Annotated in this window: 12 protein-coding genes; 4 read left to right on the top strand and 8 right to left on the bottom strand. The window is 70.3% G+C overall.

Annotated elements, in window-relative coordinates; translation table 11 throughout:
* Positions 1 to 45: 45 nt before the first annotated feature.
* The 4 genes from ACZ4VT_RS05625 to ACZ4VT_RS05610 are packed head-to-tail and all read right to left on the bottom strand — an operon-like array spanning position 46 to position 5,461.
* Positions 46 to 801, bottom strand: a complete 756-nt coding sequence (locus ACZ4VT_RS05625; protein WP_467946921.1) for a spherulation-specific family 4 protein — start codon at positions 799 to 801, stop codon at positions 46 to 48.
* Entirely contained in the window at positions 789 to 1,796 is a 1,008-nt protein-coding gene (locus ACZ4VT_RS05620; protein ID WP_467946919.1) for an NAD-dependent epimerase/dehydratase family protein, read from the bottom strand. The genes ACZ4VT_RS05625 and ACZ4VT_RS05620 overlap by 13 nt, the downstream gene beginning before the upstream one ends.
* A 31-nt stretch (positions 1,797 to 1,827) precedes the next feature.
* The gene (locus ACZ4VT_RS05615) at positions 1,828 to 3,813 is read right to left on the bottom strand and encodes an acetyl-CoA carboxylase biotin carboxylase subunit (RefSeq protein ID WP_467946917.1); all 1,986 of its coding nucleotides are present in this window, start codon (positions 3,811 to 3,813) and stop codon (positions 1,828 to 1,830) included.
* Positions 3,814 to 3,829: 16 nt separating this feature from the next.
* Entirely contained in the window at positions 3,830 to 5,461 is a 1,632-nt protein-coding gene (locus ACZ4VT_RS05610) for a carboxyl transferase domain-containing protein (protein ID WP_467946915.1), read from the bottom strand.
* A gap of 99 nt (positions 5,462 to 5,560) precedes the next feature.
* Between ACZ4VT_RS05610 and ACZ4VT_RS05605 the strand changes: the two genes are divergently transcribed.
* On the top strand, positions 5,561 to 6,139 hold the full coding sequence (locus ACZ4VT_RS05605; protein WP_362808860.1) for an SACE_7040 family transcriptional regulator: 579 nt from the start codon (positions 5,561 to 5,563) through the stop codon (positions 6,137 to 6,139).
* Between the two features lie 56 nt (positions 6,140 to 6,195).
* Positions 6,196 to 7,002: a phosphatase gene (locus ACZ4VT_RS05600; RefSeq protein WP_467946913.1), complete on the top strand. Its 807-nt coding sequence runs from the start codon at positions 6,196 to 6,198 to the stop codon at positions 7,000 to 7,002.
* A gap of 121 nt (positions 7,003 to 7,123) precedes the next feature.
* Here the strand turns inward: ACZ4VT_RS05600 and ACZ4VT_RS05595 are convergent, their stop codons facing one another.
* Both ACZ4VT_RS05595 and ACZ4VT_RS05590 read right to left on the bottom strand, forming a co-directional pair.
* A complete protein-coding gene (locus ACZ4VT_RS05595; RefSeq protein ID WP_467946911.1) occupies positions 7,124 to 7,579 on the bottom strand; it encodes a hypothetical protein in 456 nt (151 codons plus the stop codon).
* A gap of 36 nt (positions 7,580 to 7,615) precedes the next feature.
* Entirely contained in the window at positions 7,616 to 11,143 is a 3,528-nt protein-coding gene (locus tag ACZ4VT_RS05590) for an RHS repeat domain-containing protein (RefSeq protein ID WP_467946909.1), read from the bottom strand.
* Positions 11,144 to 11,187: 44 nt separating this feature from the next.
* Here ACZ4VT_RS05590 and ACZ4VT_RS05585 point away from each other — a divergent pair, with 44 nt between their 5' ends.
* Complete coding sequence (locus ACZ4VT_RS05585) at positions 11,188 to 13,851, top strand: FG-GAP-like repeat-containing protein (protein ID WP_467946907.1); 2,664 nt, start codon at positions 11,188 to 11,190, stop codon at positions 13,849 to 13,851.
* Positions 13,852 to 13,973: 122 nt separating this feature from the next.
* Positions 13,974 to 14,828 (top strand): DUF4253 domain-containing protein, encoded by an 855-nt coding sequence (locus ACZ4VT_RS05580; RefSeq protein ID WP_467946906.1) that lies wholly within the window; start codon positions 13,974 to 13,976, stop codon positions 14,826 to 14,828.
* A gap of 18 nt (positions 14,829 to 14,846) precedes the next feature.
* On the opposite strand, the gene tesB is transcribed toward ACZ4VT_RS05580, so the two are convergent.
* Both tesB and ACZ4VT_RS05570 read right to left on the bottom strand, forming a co-directional pair.
* Entirely contained in the window at positions 14,847 to 15,725 is an 879-nt protein-coding gene (gene tesB, locus ACZ4VT_RS05575; RefSeq protein WP_327414114.1) for an acyl-CoA thioesterase II, read from the bottom strand.
* 26 nt (positions 15,726 to 15,751) lie between these two features.
* Positions 15,752 to 16,909, bottom strand: coding sequence for an acyl-CoA dehydrogenase family protein (locus tag ACZ4VT_RS05570; RefSeq protein WP_351296153.1), 1,158 nt, complete (start codon positions 16,907 to 16,909; stop codon positions 15,752 to 15,754).
* Positions 16,910 to 17,000: the final 91 nt, after the last annotated feature.

Genomic DNA, 17,000 nt, shown 5'->3' with positions numbered 1-17,000 from the left:
GACGTCTTAACGGTGGTTCTCTCCGTAACACTGCCACGCCCGTCTTCATTCCAAGACACCTGTCCCAATTCTTGAGACGATTTCGTCCCAGTACCCGGGCATCGAGGCCCACGGGTCACGGTCGCCGACCGCGCGCCGGTCCGTGAACCAGATGGTGCCCGCGCCCTGCCAGCGGGCGATCCGCATCGCCTCCTCCAGGTGCGTGCGCGGCACCCCGTGGACCAGGTGACAGAACCGCTCCGCCGGATGGTCCGCGGTCCACTCCGCCACCTGCGACCACCGGTAGTCGGCCCACGGCCCGGAGAAGGTGACCAGTTGGTCGGCGGCCTCCGCGTAGCCCTCGTACGGGTGCGTGCCGTGCCCGAGCACGATCCGCAGGTCCTCCCCCAGACCGCGCAGGGTCTCGACGACCCGGCACACCGAGGCCAGGTCCGCCTTGTCGGCCGGGGTCCCGGCGAGGTAGAAGCCGCCGACCCCGTACCAGTCGCGGAAGCGGTGGGCGTCGGAGACCAGCTCCCCGAACGACCGCGATCCGTCCCGCATCGCGAGATGGCCGAGGACCGTGCCGCCCGCGCAGCGCAGCTTCGCCGCCGCTTCCGTGCAGTGCGGGTCGGGCCGCCCGCCGGGGCCGTCCGTGACGTTGAGCACGGCCCAGTGCAACGGGGTGCCGGGGCGGGTCAGTTCGGCCCACTCGACGGGGGCGAGCAGGGGGTGCGCGTAGCCGGGGATGCCGAGGCCGAGGCGGCCGGCCTCGGCCGCGGCGGCGGTCACCGGCCCCGGCGGTGTGGTCAGATGCGGCACGCCGCCTCCATCCAGATGTCCGCGAGGGATTCCTCCAGGTTGATCCGGGGCCGCCAGCCGAGCCGGTCGCGGGCGGTACGGACGTCCGCCTGCTGCCAGGCCCCGCAGCCGTCGGGGTACGGGTACGGCTGGGGAGCCGCGCCGGAGAGCTGCTCCGCGGTGGCCTCGGAGCGGGGGGCTCCGATGGAGGCGAGCCCGACCGGCCGGCCCGGGTGGTGGCCCTGCGGGGATCCGCCGTGCGGGACGTCCAGCTCGTGCAGGGCGCCTCCGTACCCGGCGACCCGGGCCAGGACGGCGGCCGCGTCGCGCAGCCGGACCGCGCGGCCGGTGCCGATGTTGACGACGCCCTGAGCCGCGGACAGGGAGGCGGCGTGCACGGCCCGCGCCACGTCCCGTACGTCCACGAAGTCGCGTTGCACGCCGAGCCCGCTGAGCTTGAGCTCGCCGTCGCCCGCCTGCATCGCGCGGCGCATGGCCTCGGCGAGCCGGCCGAGCGGGGATCCGGCGGGGGTGCCGGGGCCGACGGGCGAGAAGATCCGCAGGACGACGGCGTCCAGGCCGGAGCCCAGCACCAGCTCGGTGGCGGCCAGTTTGCTGACGCCGTACGGCCCGCCGGGTCTCGGCACGGCGTCCTCGGCCGTGGAGGATCCGGGCTGGCTGGGCCCGTACTCGGCGGCGCAGCCGAGCTGGACGAGCCGCGCCCCGCAGCCGCTGCGGCGCAGCGACTCGCAGATCGTGGCGACGGCGACGGTGTTGTGCCGGGTGAGTTCCCGGGCCCCGCCCCGGGTGGCGCCGGCGCAGTTGATGACGACGCCCGGGTGGACGGCGTCGAGGAAGCGGGTGAGCGCGCCGGGGCTGCCGGTGGCGAGGTCGAAACGGACGTCGGCGTCGTCGCCGCGGCCGAGCGCGGTGAGCTGGACGGCGGGGTCGGCGAGCAGCCGGTCGGCGACGTAGCGGCCGAGGTATCCGTTGGCTCCGATCAGCAGCACCCTCATCGCGTGACCCCTTGGTTGGTTGGCTGGCCGGTCATGTCTGTTTCTCCTTGCGGACGGGTGGGTGGATGGGGCGGGGTACGGGTACAGCGCCTCGGCGGCGGCTCCGAAGGTCGGTGGTCGTCCCTGTCCCGTCAGGGCCGCGCATGCGCGGATGCGCGGGACAGGGCGAGGACGGCGTGTACGAGGAGTCCGGCCGCGGGGGGGGGGGGCGGCGGCGGGGGCGGGGGGGGGGGGGGGGAGGGGGGGGGGGGAGGGGGGGGGGGGTGGGGGGGGGGGGGGGGGGGGGGGAGGGTAAGGGGGCTGGTCCATTTCCGTGGGTTTCCGTCGGGGTTGGGTGTGTCCCCCTCCCCCCCCCCCCCCCCCTCCACCCCCCCCCCCCCCCCCCCCCCCCCCCCCACCGCGCCTCAAACGCCGGCGGGGCTGGATTTGGCCCGGCCGAGTCAGAGATGAGCAGCTCGGAGTCCGTCCCCAGGGGGCGAGTACGAACCCGCACCGGATCCTGGCCGGGTAGCCGGAAGTGGTGCACCGCCCAGGCCGGCGTGCCGCCGAGGCGCCAGCCGTCGGAGGCGTCGAACGGGTCGACCCATCCCTCCTGCCTGGGCTTCGTCAGGGGCTGCGCCAGGAGCGCCGCAGCCATGTACACCTCGTCCGGGACCCCCTCCGGGAGGAGCTCGGTGAGGTCGCGCTCCACCAGCCCGGTGTCGAGGTCGCCCGAGACCACGTCCGGGTGCGCCAGCAGGCGGCGCAGGAAGCCCGCGTTCGTTTGGACGCCCAGGATCACGGTGTCCGCCAGCGCCCCCCGCAGCAAGCGCAGCGCACTGGCGCGGTCCGGCCCGTACGCGATGACCTTCGACAGCATCGGGTCGTACGTCGACCCCACCGGCACGCCCGCCGTCAGCCCGGAGTCCGTGCGCACGGCCCCGCCGTCCGGCTCCGAGAGGGCCAGGACGGTGCCGCCGGACGGCAGGAACCCGCGCGCCGGGTCCTCCGCGCAGACGCGGGCCTCGATCGCGTGCCCGGTCAGCGTCACCCCGGACTGGTCGAAGCCCAGCGGGGCGCCCGCCGCCACCCGGAGCTGCTGCTCCACCAGGTCCAGCCCGGTGATCAGCTCCGTCACCGGGTGCTCGACCTGGAGGCGGGTGTTCATCTCCATGAAGTAGTAGGAGGAGGGGTCTCCGCCCGGGACGATGAACTCCACCGTGCCCGCGCCGACGTACCCGCAGGAGCGGGCCGCGTCGACCGCCGCCGCGCCCATCGCCGCCCGCGTCTTCTCGTCGAGCAGGACCGACGGCGCCTCCTCGATCACCTTCTGGTGCCGGCGCTGCAGCGAGCACTCGCGCTCGCCGAGGTGCACCACGTTCCCGTGGGCGTCGGCCAGCACCTGGATCTCGATGTGCCGCGGGCGGTCGATCCACCGCTCCACCAGCAGGGTGTCGTCGCCGAAGGAGGACTTCGCCTCGCGGCGGGCCGCCGCGATCTCCTCGGCCAGCACCGCCTCGTCGCGTACCAGCCGCATGCCCTTGCCGCCGCCGCCCGCCGAGGGCTTCAGCAGTACCGGCATGCCGATCTCCTGGGAGGCGGCGACCAGTTCGGCGTCGGTCAGGCCGCTTCCGGAGGAGCCGGGGACCACGGGCACGCCCGCCGCCTTCACCGTCTCCTTCGCGCGGATCTTGTCGCCCATCAGGGAGATGGCGGAGGCCGGCGGCCCGATGAAGGCCAGCCCGGCGTCCGCGCAGGCCTGGGCGAAGGCCGCGTTCTCGGCGAGGAAGCCGTAGCCCGGGTGGACGGCCTCGGCGCCCGTGCGCCGGGCGGCGTCGAGGAGCCGCTCCACCGACAGGTAGCTCTCGGCGGCCGCCGCCGGGCCGATCCGGACGGCCGTGTCGGCCTCCCGTACGTGCCGGGCGTCCGCGTCGGCGTCGCTGAAGACGGCCACGGAGCGGATGCCGAGCTCCCGCAGCGTGCGGATGACCCGGACCGCGATCTCGCCGCGGTTCGCGACCAGAACAGTGCTGAACATCAGTGAGGTCCTCACGTCACATACGGAAGATGCCGAAGCCCGGCTGCGTTTGATCCTTTTGGCCCAGCGGGGCGTTCGCGCACGCGGTCAGGGCCAGTCCCAGCACCTGCCGGGTCTCCATCGGGTCGATGACCCCGTCGTCCCACAGCCGCGCCGTGGCGTAGTAGGCGTTGCCCTGCTCCTCGTACTGCGCGCGGACCGGGGCCTTGAAGGCCTCCTCGTCCTCGGCCGGCCACTCCTGGCCCGCGCCCTCGATCTGATCGCGCTTGACGGTGGCGAGGACCGAGGCCGCCTGCTCGCCGCCCATCACGGAGATCTTGGCGTTGGGCCACATCCACAGGAAGCGGGGCGAGTACGCCCGGCCGCACATCGAGTAGTTGCCGGCGCCGTACGAGCCGCCGACCACCACCGTCAGCTTCGGCACCCGGGTGCAGGCCACGGCCGTCACCATCTTGGCGCCGTGCTTGGCGATGCCGCCCGCCTCGTAGTCCTTGCCGACCATGAAGCCCGAGATGTTCTGGAGGAAGAGGAGCGGGATCCCGCGCTGGTCGCACAGCTCGATGAAGTGCGCGCCCTTCTGGGCGGATTCGGCGAACAGGATGCCGTTGTTGGCGATGATCCCGACCGGGTGTCCGTGGATCCGGGCGAAGCCGGTGACCAGGGTCTGTCCGAACTCGGACTTGAACTCCTGGAAGCGGGACCCGTCCACGATCCGCGCGATGATCTCGCGGGCGTCGTACGGGGTGCGCGAGTCGACGGGGACCGCGCCGTACAGCCCGTAGGGGTCCACCTTGGGCTCCTCCGGAGCCTCGACCGACCAGGGCAGGGCCCCGCGCTCCGGGAGGGTCGCCACGATGTTCCGTAGGATCCGCAGCGCGTGCGCGTCGTCCTCCGCGAGGTGGTCGGTCACGCCGGAGATCCGGGAGTGGACCTCGCCGCCGCCGAGCTCCTCCGCCGTGACCACCTCGCCGGTGGCGGCCTTCACCAGCGGCGGCCCGCCGAGGAAGATCGTGCCCTGGTTGCGGACGATGACGGCCTCGTCGCTCATGGCCGGTACGTACGCCCCGCCCGCCGTGCAGGAGCCGAGGACGGCGGCGATCTGCGGGATGCCGGCTCCCGACATGCGCGCCTGGTTGTAGAAGATGCGGCCGAAGTGCTCCCGGTCGGGGAAGACCTCGTCCTGCATGGGGAGGAAGGCGCCGCCCGAGTCGACCAGGTAGAGGCAGGGGAGACGGTTCTCCAGGGCCACCTCCTGGGCGCGCAGGTGCTTCTTGACGGTCATCGGGTAGTACGTGCCGCCCTTGACGGTGGCGTCGTTCGCGACGATCACGCACTCGCGGCCGCTGACCCGGCCGATGCCCGCGATGACCCCGGCGGCGGGGGCGGCGCCCCCGTACATGCCCTCGGCGGCCAGCGGGGCCAGCTCCAGGAAGGGCGATCCGGGGTCGAGGAGGGTGTCCACGCGGTCGCGGGGGAGGAGCTTCCCGCGGGCGGTGTGGCGGGCGCGGGCCTTCTCGCCGCCGCCGAGCCGGGCCGCGTCGAGCCGGGCGCGCAGGCCCTCGGTCAGCTCGCGGTGGGCGGCCTCGTTGGTCCGCCAGGCCTCGGACGCCGGGTCCGCGGCGCTCGTCAGCACTGGTGCCTGCTGCATCGGTCGAGCTCCCTTGCTCGGTGCACGCTGTTAATGAGCGTTAACGCATGTACGGCCTAGGTTAACGAGCGCTAACGGCCCTGTCTAGAATGGTTTCCCATGAGCACCAGAGCGGCCGCCCCCACCCGTCGCGAGCAGATCCTCAGTGAGGCCGCCCGCCTCTTCGCCGCGCGCGGATTCCACGGTGTCGGCGTCGACGAGATAGGCGCCGCGGTGGGCATCAGCGGCCCCGGCCTCTACCGGCACTTCGCGGGCAAGGACGCCATGCTCGCCGAGCTGCTCGTCGGCATCAGCGAGCGGCTGCTGACCGGCGGCCGACACCGGGTGGCGGAGGCGGCGGGCGCCCCGGAGCGGGTCCTGTCGTCCCTCATCGACGGACACATCGACTTCGCCCTCGACGACCGGGCGCTGATCACGCTGCACGACCGGGAGCTCGACCGGCTGCGGGAGGCCGACCGCAAGCTCGTACGGCAGCTGCAGCGCCAGTACGTGGAGCTGTGGGTGGAGGTCGTACGGGAACTGCACCCGGAGGTCGCCGAGGCCGAGGTGCGCGTCTCCGTGCACGCGGTCTTCGGCCTGCTGAACTCCACCCCCCACCTGGCGGCCCTGGGCCGGGAGGCGACGGAATCGCTGCTGCGCCGCCTCGCGCACGGGGCGTTCGGGGCGCTGTCGGCATGACCCCGGGCGTCCGCCGACCGGAATGGACGCGCCGCCTCCGCCCGGGCGGCGGCAGAATGGCCCGTATGCCGAAGCCGATAGAGCCGCCGAGCCGTGCCGAACTCATCGACCATCTGGTCCGTACGCGGATCGCCGGGCAGGTGGCGACGCCGCGCGAGAACAACCTCTCCCACTACCGCAAGCTCGCCAACGGCGACCGGCACTACTGGCTCGGGCTGGAGCTGGGCGACCGGTGGACGGACGAGCAGGACGTCCTCGCCGTGATGGCGGAGCGGTGCGGGGTCGTGGACGACCCGGCCTTCCGGTACGGCCAGGACACCATCGACCCGGAGCTGACCGTGGCCGGCCTGGACCGGCTGGCGGCGCGGCTGCGCAAGGCGGCGCTGGACCGGCAGAGCGTGCTGTTCGCCACCGGCCACCCGGGCGGGCTGCTGGACGTCCACCGGGCCACGGCGGCGGCCCTGCGCGCCGCGGGCTGCGAGATCGTCGTCATCCCGTCGGGCCTGGTGGCCGACGAGGGCTCGGTGTGGCAGTTCGCGGACGTCGCCGTACTGGAGCGCGGCGCCACCCTGTGGCACACCCACTCGCCCGAGCCGATGGCCGCGATCCTGAACGGCCTGACGGCCGAGAACCGCCCGCAGCCGGACCTGGTCGTCGCCGACCACGGCTGGGCCGGCTGCGCGGCCCAGCGCGGCCTGGACGCGGTCGGCTACGCGGACTGCAACGACCCGGCCCTCTTCCTCGGCGAAGCCGAAGGCACCCTCCAGGTCGCCGTCCCCCTGGACGACCACGTCCGCGACCCCCGCCACTACGACCCGCTGGTGGCGTACCTGCTCAACGCGGCGGGATTGCCGGGCGAATAGCACGGCGGCCACCGAAAAGCCCCGACCGGTATCCCGGCCGGGGCTTCGTTGCGCCCTCTTCTCGGAAGGGGCGAGTGACGTCGAGGGGGAGCGGCTTCGAACCTCGTCCCGACCCTTGCGGTCAGTCCTCGGGCCCGGCCGAGCGCACGTAGCGAACGCCGTCCGTGTCCTGGGGGAGGAACCCCTTCGTACCGTCCTTGAGCGGCACGACCACCAGGTAGACCTTGCACGGCTTTCCAGTGGAGGGTCCCTGGTAGTCGAACCTGATCCCCGGCCTCTCGTCGGGATAGGTGTCGAAGACCCACTTCGCCGGCCCGGTGTAGTCGCGACCTGCTGCCCCGGCCACCTGCCCGCAGTCCGGCCCGGGCCGAGTCACCCTTTCCAGGTCCGCGGAACCGTCAGGCCGGACCGTCAAACGGCCGCCGTTCGTGCTCGTCCAGGTCCCCTCCACATCGGTGACCGAGAGCGAGGCGCTGCGGTCCTCGCCGAGGTCTATCTGGAAGGCGGCCAGCAAAACTACGAAGAGCACTGCCACACCTGTGAACCACCAGGCGGGCCGTCGCGGGCGAATGCTCACCAAACGCTCCTTCTCATACCTGTCACCGTGATCTCCCTACTCGAAGAATGCACGTTGGGCGAATTCACCCGACTTCACGTACGCCTTCGCCTCTTCGATGATTTGGGCATTGAAGTGCGGGGTACCAACCCGGAGTTTGGTAGCCAGCGCCCGCGCGAGGACACGGTTGCCGATTTCCCTTCCACGGACGTTGTTGTAAAGGTCCGCCAACTGATCAGGCCGCTCTCCCTCCTGCAGGTATGCCTCATGGGCGTCGGCCCACACGATTGCTCTATCCTCACCGAGCTCGAGCGTCAGCCTGGCCTGCCACAGGGCGTGCCGGTAGGCGTTGCTGTTCAGCCCTGTGCGCTTGTTTTCCTCTGTGGATTCCTTCTCAGCCCACAGCTTTATCTCGCGGGCCTTCCAGCATTCCACCGGATCGTGCGTACAGGTATCGCGTTCCGCGAGATTCGGCTTGTGCAGCGAGTCCGCTTCTGCGTTAGCCCCGTCCTCCGGAACCCAGTTGAGTGGCCACGTCTGGCGACCGAGGTAGTCCTGCTCCAAGCGGAGTGCCTGACTCACAATCTCCTGCTGGCTACGACCGCCGGGAGCCTTGACGTAGAGCCCTGTCTGCTTGCGTTTGGGCGGTACACAGTACATGCCGCAACGCTGGATGCGCCGGGAATACAGCGTGCCGTAGCCCGTGCTGTACTTGGTCGCGGCTTGGACGACGCTTTGGGGCTTGGATTCGAAACCCTGGTCGCTGTTGTTACCTTCGAAGTACTTGAGGCCGTCAGGGTCGGAGAAGGTGAAGGGGTTGTTCGCGGCGTAGGTGTAGCCGTGGAGCTGCTGGGAGTCCTTGAGGTCCATGATCGGGTCGACGGAGATGAATCGGCCGATCAGGGGGTCGTACTCGCGAGCGCCGATGTGGGTCAGGCCGCTGTCGTTGTCCTTGGTGCCTCCGACGAAGGTCTTCTCGCCGGTCCACGCCGTCGGCTGGGTGCCGCGCGTTTCTCCGAAGAGGCCCGTCTTGCGGCGGGTGACCGTTTGGGTCGTGTCGGCGGTGATCTGCGTGGTGCTGGTGTTGTGGTGGTCGGCGAGGGTGAAGGTGAGCTTGCCACCCGTGCGCATCGCGACGTCGCCGTAGTAGCGGGTCCCGGTGAGCGTCCCCGTCTTGTCGAGCTTCAGCTCGTTGCCGGACGGCAGGTAGAGGGTGGTGGCGTCCTTCTCCTTGCGCAGGATGCGGTTACCGGTCGCGTCGTAGACGAACGAGTCGGTGGACGTGCCCTGCACGAGGGACTTGAGGCGTCCCTCCGCGTCCCAGTCGAGGTACTGGGTTTCACCGGTGCCGCTCTTGCGGGTCTTGGTGTTGCCGCCCGCGTCGTAGGTGAAGGTTTCCTCGTGCGGGTCGGTGCCGGTCTGGGCGACCTTGGGCAGGTCGTGCTTCCCGGCGGTCGACGGCGCGTACGTGCGGACGGTGTCCGCGGTCGGGCCCGAGGCGGTCTTGTGCTTGGTCTCCGTCTTGCGGTTGCCGACGGCGTCGTAGGTGTACGTGGTCCAGTACGGGTCCTCGCCACCGATGACGGTCGCCGACGGAGTGGCCGCGCAGGTCTCTCCCTTGTTGGTCCAGGCCTGGGTGATGCGGCGCAGTGCGTCGAGGTTGACGCACTGGGTGTCGGTCGTCCGAGTGATGTCCTGGCCGTAGGCGGTGGCGATGGCGGTCAGGTTGCCGACGGGGTCGTTCGTGTACTTGGTGTCCTCGATCCGCTGAGGGGCGAGGTCCCGGTCGGCGTAGGTGCGGGTGAGAGCGCCGGTGTGCTCGTCGAACTCGTGGGACCGGTACAGGCGCTGGCCCGACGCGCCCAGCTCCTGGCGGATCGTGCGGCCGTAGTGGTCGTAGGTCATCGCCGCGACGAGGCGGCTGCTGCCGGCACCCATGTTGTTCAGCAGGCCGGAGACCGTCTTGTAGGTGCTGCCGACCGTCTCGGCCGGGAGGCCGCCCATGGCCGGGTGCTTGGTCGTGAGGACCTGGCCGGCGATGTTGTAGGTGTTCGTCCACTTGTAGGTGCCGGCAAGTGCGCCGGTGTCGGGGGTGGACGGGACGGTGACCTGGGATTCGAGAGGCTGGTAGAGGTCGTTGTAGGCCAGGACCTCCGAGGTGTACGCCTTGCCGTCGACGTAGCGCGTGGACTTGGCCGGCTGGCCCTTGGCCACGGTGTCGTAGACGGACGAGGTCAGCGTCGTCGCGCCCTGCTTGGTGGCGACGGGACGGCCGAGGTCGTCGTAGTCGGTGTGCAGGGTGACGCCGCGCGCGTCGGTGACGTCGCTGACGCGGTCACCGGCGTCGTAGGCGGTCTTGGTGACGCCCTTGTCCGGGTCGTTCGCCTCGACCTGACGGCCGCGGACATCGTAGGTGTACGTCCACTTGGCGTTGCCTGGGTCGGTGACCTGGCTCAGCTGGCCGAGCCTGTTGTAGGTGTAGAGGGTCGACTGTGAGGTGGTTCGGGCCGGGTCGGTGTACTGCTTGGCCTCGACCGTGCGACCCAGCGCGTCGACGACGGTGGTGGTCGTGGTGCCGCCCGGGGGCGGGCTGACCGTGGTGGTGTCGCCGGTGTAGCTGGTCGTGGTGCGCTTGGTCTCGGTGCCGAACTTCTTGGCGATCACCGCGGTCGGGCGGCCGGCACCGTCGAAGAGGATGTCGGTGGAGGCCGGGTAGTTGAGCTCCTGTCCCGTGACCAGACCGGGCGAAGGAGTGCCGTCGGCGTAGTACGTACCGGAGGAACGCCACGCCAGGCCGCGGGTGTCGTAGAAGGTCTCCGTGACCAGACGGCCGGCCAGGTCGGGCGACTGGGTCTGCGTCTGGCGCTCGCGCAGCAGACCGTCCTGGATGGAGTGGACGACGGAGTACTTGTAGTCGTGGGTCAGCGTCTTGGACGTGACGACGTTGGGACCACTGTTGCGGACGGTGTACTCGAATACCCGGCTCGGCAGGTCCGGGTTGGCCTCCGCGGTCCAGTTCGGGACCCAGACCTTCGTCACCCGGCCCAGGGCGTCGTACGCCGTCGTGACGACCTTGCCGTTGGGGTCGGTGACCTTGGTGGCCTGACCGCGGAGCGGGTCGAGCTGGCTGGTGACGGTGTGGCCCAGCGCGTTGGTCGCCGTCATCGCGGTCGGGACCTCGCCGGTGGCCGGCGTATATGCGGTGGTGGTGACCTTTCCGTAGGCGTCGGCGGCCGCCAGCGCTCGGCCGTACATGTCGTAGCAGAGCTGGTTCTTGGTCGCACCGCAGTTGGACGGGATGCTCGACGTGGTGTCGTAGCCGTCGCCCTTGCCGTTGATCTTCTCGGTCTTCGTCACCAGACCCGTGCCGGGTACGGTGCCGAGCGTGCCGTTGTCGAAGTAGGTCCGGGTATCGCTGATGACGTCGGCCGGAGTGCCGGTGGTTTCGCAGGGCAGCGCGACGGTTTCGACGTGGCTCTGCCGGTCCAGGATCCAGGTGGCGGTGTTGCGTGCGTAGGTGGTCCTGGTGCAGGACTCGTCGCCGGTCTTGGCGGTGTCACCGGTGCTCGACTGCCAGTCGACCATGCCGTAGTCGTCTGCAGCAGTCCGCGGCCAACCACTGGTCGAGCGTGACCCTGGGGCTGTTCGCGTCGGACGAGACCGACGAGTTCCAGTGGAAGCGTTTCGACGCGAAGACCATGACGCTGGAGATCGAGTACAACAATCCGCCGGACACGCCGTCCGACCTGGGGACCTCTCCCTGGGTGCCCTGCGTCCAGGGCGGCTCGATCGGTAATGCCACCATCAGCGTGAACGCGACGATCTCAGACCGCGATTCGGGGAACCTGAGCACCGAGTTCCAGATCTTCAGGGACGGCCAGAGCGCCCCCGTCGCCAGCCAGCACGTTCCGGCCAACAACGGCAAGGTCGCGACCTGGAACGTGCCCGACGCTTCCCTCCCCGACGGGATCTACACCTGGAAGGCGCGTACGACCGACCAGGAAGGTGCGCAGTCGGCCTGGGCCCAGACGTGCAAGTTCACCGTGGACCGTAACCGTCCGGCGGAGGCACCGAAGATCACCTCCACCGCCTTCCCCGATGGGAGGAACGGCTGGCCCCAAGGCACCGGCAAGGCCCGTCAGGAAGGGGACTTCGTCCTCTCCGCCAACGGTGACAAGGACGTCACCTGGTACGGCTACTACACCGACTGGGACCCGGAGGTGAAGAGCACCTCCGTCGCCGCGGGCACATCGTTCACCGCGAAGCTCACCCCGCCCGGCGCGGGCCCGCACTTCGTCTACGCCTTCAGCCAGGACGCCGCCGGTAACCGGTCCGACACCGCTGCTTACCAGTTCTACGCGGCGCGCACGGCAACGGTGGACGTGCCCCACGACCTCAACGGCGACGGCTTCCGCGACATCTGGAGCAGCGACCTCTTCGGCAGCCTCCTGACCTACACCGGCCAGGGCAACGGCAAGTTCTCTGCAACGGTCAGCTCCGCCAACTCCTTCGCCCGCTCGCAGGTGGCAGCCTTGGGTGACTGGAACGATGACGGCTACAACGACATGATCGCTCTCGAGCAGCAGGCCGGCATGACCCGTAAGACGCTGTGGGTCTACGACAACAACGGCCAGGGCACCGTCGACAACCACACCGAGAAGACCGCGGACCGGCCCCAGGACGACCACTGGTCCGACGCCGAGCAGATCATCACCCCTGGTGACCTCAATGGCGACAAGGTTCCGGACATCCTCGTCAAGCAGGGAAACAAGCTCTGGGCCTACTACAACACCCTCTGGGGCGCACTCGAAGCACCCGTGCTGGTCGGCGGCACCGACTGGGACAAGTACTCGGTCATCGCCCCGGGTGACCTCAACAAGGACGGCGTGCCCGACCTGTGGCTGAGGGACAACGCCAACGGCGACATTTTGCGCACCTACGGAAAGAAGAGCCCGGAGGAGGGTCAGGCGGTCGACCTGGCCACGTGGGGCACTCAGACGCGCAGCAGGGTGGGTTCCGGCGTGACGCAGGCCGGCTACCCGCAGGTCAGCTCCGCCGGCGACCTCAACGGTGACGGTGTCCCCGACCTGTGGGCCCGTCAGGCCGACAACACCATGGTCGGCTGGCCGGGGAAGCTCTCCGCCGACGGCAGCACCGTCGGCTCCTTCACGCCCCGCTTCGAGATCGACGGAGTGCCGGGCGCCCGCATCCCCAGCGGCACCACACTGGCGTCGGGGCAGGAGTTCTCCAGCGGCAACTCCAAGCTGCTGATGCAGGCCGACGGCAACCTCGTGCTCTTCAGCAAGGACAACAAGCAGCTGTGGGCCACCGGGACCAAGAGCCCGGGCGCCACGGCCCGTATGCAGAGTGACGGCAACTTCGCCGTCTACGCGGCCGACGGCAAGACGGAACTGTGGAGCAGCAAGACGAGCACTCCGTACTCCTATGCGGTACTGCAGCCCCGCGGCGTGCTCGTCGTCTACAGCGCCTCCGGGCAGAGCCTGTGGACCAGCGGCTCCCAGAGCCGGCCGGACTACAACGGCGACGGCTACACGGACGTGGCGGTCCGCGATGTCAACGGTCACCTCTGGATCTATCCCGGCACCGGCGGTACGGGCACCAAAACGCTCGGCGACCGGTACCTCGCAGGCAACGGCTGGTGGCGTGACCACTGGACGAACGTGTACACCACCGATTTCAACAACGACGGATACACCGACATCGTCGCGCGGAACCATCTCGGGGACCTGTGGGTGTACCCCGGTACCGGAAGGACCGGGACCAACACGCTCAACAACCCCGTGCTGATCGGTACCGGCTGGAACATCTACCCGGACCTCGGCTTCGGGGACATGAACGGCGACGGCCGCACGGACGTCATCGGCCGTGACGGCGGCGGCAACCTGTGGGTCTACCCCCACGGTGGCGGCACCGGCACCCAAGCCCTCAGCAGCCGGTTCTCCATCGGCGTCGGCTGGTGGACTGCGGACTGGCCCACCCTCCGGTTCGCCGATCTGAACAACGACAACAAGATCGACGTTCTGGCGCACCGCAACAACGGCAAGCTCTACCTCTACCCGAACACCAGCAACGGTTCCATCAGCCTCGGCAGCCCCAGCGTCGTCGGCGAGGGCTGGTGGAACGGTGAATGGAGCCCGTTCGCCGGCGACCTCAACAACGACGGCAAGCCGGAACAAGTCGGCGTGACCCGTACCGGGGAGCTCCACGACTTCACCGGCACCGGCAGCACCCTGATCGGTATCGGCTGGACCGGATACGACATCGTCCTCTGACCCGGGTCGACCAGTGAGGGGGTGAGGTCCGCGAGGGCCTCACCCCCTCCGTCGTTCACCGACAGCGCGGCCTGCAGGACGCGTAGGGCTCGTTGTCAGTGGCGGTGGTTACGGTCGGTCGTATGTCGAAGACGCCGAAGTCGCCGAAGTCGCCGAAGGTGCACCACTCGTTGGCCGTGCTGGTCGGCGATCCGCAAGGGGGCTCCCTGGGGCTGGAGTTGCCCGCCGGTGGGGTGCTGAGCGTGCGGGGGGAGCCGCTGTTGTGGGTCTCCGACGGGCCCTTGGGGGTGGGGGCGCTCGCCGCGCACCGCAGTCCGGCCCTGGCCGCCGCCGGGTTGCAGGCGGTGCTGTTCCAGGGCCGGCGGGGCCTGGAGGAGTGGTGGCGGGACCGGGAGCTGAGGCCGTGGCGGATGTCCGACCCGGACGACCACCACGTCGAGCCGGTGCTGCGCGAGTTCTGGCACGGTGTGGTCCCCGACCCCGAGGAGGGGGAGGAGGGTGAGGAGCTCATCGCCCCCTTCGGCCGTGACTGGCCGGGGCTCGCGGAGCCCGGGCCGGCGGGCGGGCCGGACGCGGCGGATCCGGAGGCCGCGGCCCGCGAGCTGGCGGACGAGCTGATCGGGAGCGGGTCCCTGCCGAGTCCGCGGCTCGCGCTGGTTCCCGCGGCCCGCGGAGCCGACGTACCCACGGCGATGGGCTGGTGCGGGCCGACCAACCACGAGAACGACACCGCCCGCATCAGCGCGGTCCTGCGGTCCTGGGAGGACCGGTTCGGCGCCCGCGTCGTCGCCCTCGGCTTCGACGAGCTGTACGTTTCGGTCGCGGCCCCGCCGCGTACGGTCGCCGGGGCGCTGCCGGTGGCCGCGGAGCACTTCGCCTTCGCGCCCGACAACATATGGCAGGGCTGCGGCACGATCCGGGCCTACGCCGACGAGGCGGTCACCGGCAGCAACCTCTGGGGTTTCTGGTGGGACTGAGACCCGCCGAGGTGTCCGTCAGGCGCGCGGAACGCGGACGACACCCTCCTGGATGACGGTCACGGCCAGCCGGCCGTCCTGGGTCCAGATGCGGGCCTGGCCGAGGCCCCGGCCGGCCGCCGCCGAGGGCGACTCCTGGTCGTACAGCAGCCACTCGTCCGCGCGGAACGGCCGGTGGAACCACATGGCGTGGTCCAGCGAGGCGCCGACCACGTCGCCCACCGCCCAGCCGCCCCGGCCGTGCGCGAGCAGCACCGAGTCCAGCAGGGTCATGTCGGAGACGTAGGTGGCCAGGCAGGTGTGCAGCAGGGGATCGGCGCTGTCCAGCTTGCCGGCCGTGCGGAACCACACCTGGGAGCGCGGCTCCACCGGTTCGCCGACGCTGCCCCAGGGCGGGGTCGTGGCGTACCGGAGGTCCACCGCCTCGCGGGTCTCGATCAGCCGCTCCACCGTGCCCGGGTCGCGGAAGATCTCCCGGTACGCGGGCAGCGACTCGGCCGCGGTGGGCAGGGACTCCGGGTCCGGGGCCGACGGCATCGCGACCTGGTGGTCGAGGCCGTCCTCGTACGTCTGGAACGACGCCGAGAGGTGGAAGATCGGCTGGCCGTGCTGGACCGCGACGACCCGGCGCGTGGTGAAGGAGCGCCCGTCTCGGATCCGGTCCACCGAGTACACGATGGGCGCGCCGGTGTCCCCGGTGCGCAGGAAGTACGAGTGCAGCGAGTGCGCGGTGCGGTCCGCGGGGACGGTCCGCCCGGCCGCGACCAGAGCCTGGGCCGCGACCTGACCGCCGAAGACGCGCGGTACCAGCGAAGGGCGGCTGGTACCGCGGAAGATGTTCTCCTCGATCTGCTCGAGGTCGAGCAGATCGAGGAGCGTCGTCAGTGCCTCGTTCATGGGGGAAGGGTAAGTGCCCGGATTTCCTACAGGCCCATGGACTTGGCGATGATGGACTTCATGACCTCGCTGGTGCCGCCGTAGATGCGGTTCACGCGGTTGTCGGCGTACAGGCGGGCGATCGGGTACTCGTTCATGTAGCCGTAACCGCCGTGCAGCTGCAGGCACTTGTCGATGACGCGGTGCGCGACCTCGGTGCAGAACAGCTTCGCGGACGCGGCCTCGGCGGCGGTCAGCTCACCGGCGTCCAGGGCCTCCAGGGCGCGGTCGGCGACGGCCTCGGCGGCGTCCACCTCGGCCTGGCAGGCGGCCAGTTCGAACTTGGTGTTCTGGAAGTGCGCGACCGGCTTGCCGAAGACGGTGCGCTCCGTGACGTACTGCTGGGCGAACCGGATGGCGGCCTTGGCCTGCGCGTACGCACCGAAGGCGATGCCCCAGCGCTCGGACGGCAGGTTCGCGCCGAGGTAGTAGAAGCCCTTGTTCTCCTCGCCGAGCAGGTCCTCGACCGGGACCTTCACGTCGACGAACGCCAGCTCGGCGGTGTCGGAGGTGCGCAGGCCCAGCTTGTCCAGCTTGCGGCCGATGGAGTAGCCCTCGGACTTGGTGTCCACGGCGAACAGGGAGATGCCGAAGCGGCGGTCCTCCGCGCTCGGGGCGGAGGTGCGGGCGCAGACGATCACGCGGTCGGCGTGCACGCCACCGGTGATGAAGGTCTTGGAGCCGTTGAGGACGTAGTGGGTGCCGTCCTCGGAGAGCTTGGCGGTGGTCTTCATGCCCGCGACGTCGGAGCCGGTGCCCGGCTCGGTCATGGCCAGCGCCCACATCTCCTCACCGGAGACGAACTTCGGGAGGTAACGCTTCTTCTGCTCGTCGTCGGCGAGCATCTTGATGTAGGGCAGGGCGAGCAGCACGTGCACGCCGGAGCCGCCGAAGTTGACGCCCGCGCGCGAGGTCTCCTCGTACAGGACGGCCTCGAACTTGTGGGTGTCCAGGCCCGCGCCGCCGAACTCCTCGGGGACGTTGATGCCGAAGACGCCCAGCTCGCCGAGCTTGTAGTAGAAGTCGCGGGGCGCCTGTCCGGCGGCGAACCACTCGTCGTAGACGGGGACGACCTCGGCCTCGATGAAGGCGCGGATGGTCTCGCGGAACGCCTCGTGGTCCTCGTTGAACACCGTACGGCGCACGGCCGGCTCCCTTCGGTCGCGGCAGTCCGCCGCCTGAATCTAAGCGCTTGCTCAGATTAAGTTACCGGCGAGTTGTCCACCCTGTCCAGAG

It is taken from the genome of Streptomyces sp. NPDC029164, from assembly GCF_055563995.1.
Note: the sequence above shows the minus strand (reverse complement) of the source record. Positions and strands in the feature narration are given on the sequence as shown.